The 1,759-nt window shown below is 55.4% G+C and carries 1 rRNA gene; it reads right to left on the reverse strand.

Annotated features, from left to right (window positions below):
• Nucleotides 1-74: 74 nt before the first annotated feature.
• A 16S ribosomal RNA gene (locus tag DFP85_RS18660) occupies nucleotides 75-1,610 on the reverse strand.
• Nucleotides 1,611-1,759 lie beyond the last annotated feature (149 nt).

Below are 1,759 nucleotides of genomic sequence, written 5' to 3' on the forward strand. Positions count from 1 at the left end.
ATACCCAAACAGTCTTTGCTCGCTCGATCAGGTAATTCATTGTGGACACTTGCCGGGTGCCGGGACTGGTCGTTTAAGGAGGTGATCCAGCCGCAGGTTCCCCTACGGCTACCTTGTTACGACTTCACCCCAGTCATGAACCACACCGTGGTGATCGCCCTCCGAAGTTAGGCTAACCACTTCTGGTGCAGTCCACTCCCATGGTGTGACGGGCGGTGTGTACAAGGCCCGGGAACGTATTCACCGTGACATTCTGATTCACGATTACTAGCGATTCCGACTTCACGGAGTCGAGTTGCAGACTCCGATCCGGACTGAGACCGGCTTTTCGGGATTAGCTCCACCTCGCGGCTTCGCAACCCTTTGTACCGGCCATTGTAGCACGTGTGTAGCCCTACCCGTAAGGGCCATGATGACTTGACGTCGTCCCCACCTTCCTCCGGTTTGTCACCGGCAGTCTCCCTAGAGTTCCCGACCGAATCGCTGGCAAATAGGGACAAGGGTTGCGCTCGTTACGGGACTTAACCCAACATTTCACAACACGAGCTGACGACAGCCATGCAGCACCTGTCTGTGCGCTCCCGAAGGCACCAATCCATCTCTGGAAAGTTCGCACGATGTCAAGGGTAGGTAAGGTTCTTCGCGTTGCATCGAATTAAACCACATGCTCCACCGCTTGTGCGGGCCCCCGTCAATTCATTTGAGTTTTAACCTTGCGGCCGTACTCCCCAGGCGGTCGACTTATCGCGTTAACTGCGCCACAAAGGTCTCAAGGACCCCAACGGCTAGTCGACATCGTTTACGGCGTGGACTACCAGGGTATCTAATCCTGTTTGCTACCCACGCTTTCGCACCTCAGCGTCAGTGTCAGTCCAGAAGGCCGCCTTCGCCACTGGTATTCCTCCCGATCTCTACGCATTTCACCGCTACACCGGGAATTCTACCTTCCTCTCCTGCACTCTAGCCTGACAGTTCCGGATGCCGTTCCCAGGTTGAGCCCGGGGCTTTCACAACCGGCTTATCACGCCGCCTACGCGCGCTTTACGCCCAGTAATTCCGATTAACGCTCGCACCCTCCGTATTACCGCGGCTGCTGGCACGGAGTTAGCCGGTGCTTCTTCTGTGAGTGATGTCCTTCCTCGGGGGTATTAGCCCCAAGGCCTTCTTCCTCACTGAAAGTGCTTTACAACCCGAAAGCCTTCTTCACACACGCGGCATGGCTGGATCAGGCTTTCGCCCATTGTCCAATATTCCCCACTGCTGCCTCCCGTAGGAGTTCGGGCCGTGTCTCAGTCCCGATGTGGCTGATCATCCTCTCAGACCAGCTACGGATCGTCGCCTTGGTGAGCCATTACCTCACCAACAAGCTAATCCGACATAGGCTCATCCGATAGCGCAAGGTCCGAAGATCCCCTGCTTTCTCCCGTAGGACGTATGCGGTATTAGCCTGGGTTTCCCCAGGTTATCCCCCACTACCGGGCAGATTCCTATGCATTACTCACCCGTCCGCCGCTCGACGCCTGGAGCAAGCTCCATCGTTTCCGCTCGACTTGCATGTGTTAGGCCTGCCGCCAGCGTTCAATCTGAGCCATGATCAAACTCTTCAGTTTAAAGTCTGATAGTTCCTAAGGTGGAACCAAACCTGGCTCAAGGTTCAAACGTCTCTTTGACGAGTCGCTTGCCTTGAATGTTTCAGTGACTGGTCACCGACATCCCGACAAGCGCCCACATGAATTACCTGATCGATTGTTAAAGAGCG

This window comes from Halomonas ventosae, assembly GCF_004363555.1.
Taxonomy (GTDB): domain Bacteria; phylum Pseudomonadota; class Gammaproteobacteria; order Pseudomonadales; family Halomonadaceae; genus Halomonas; species Halomonas ventosae.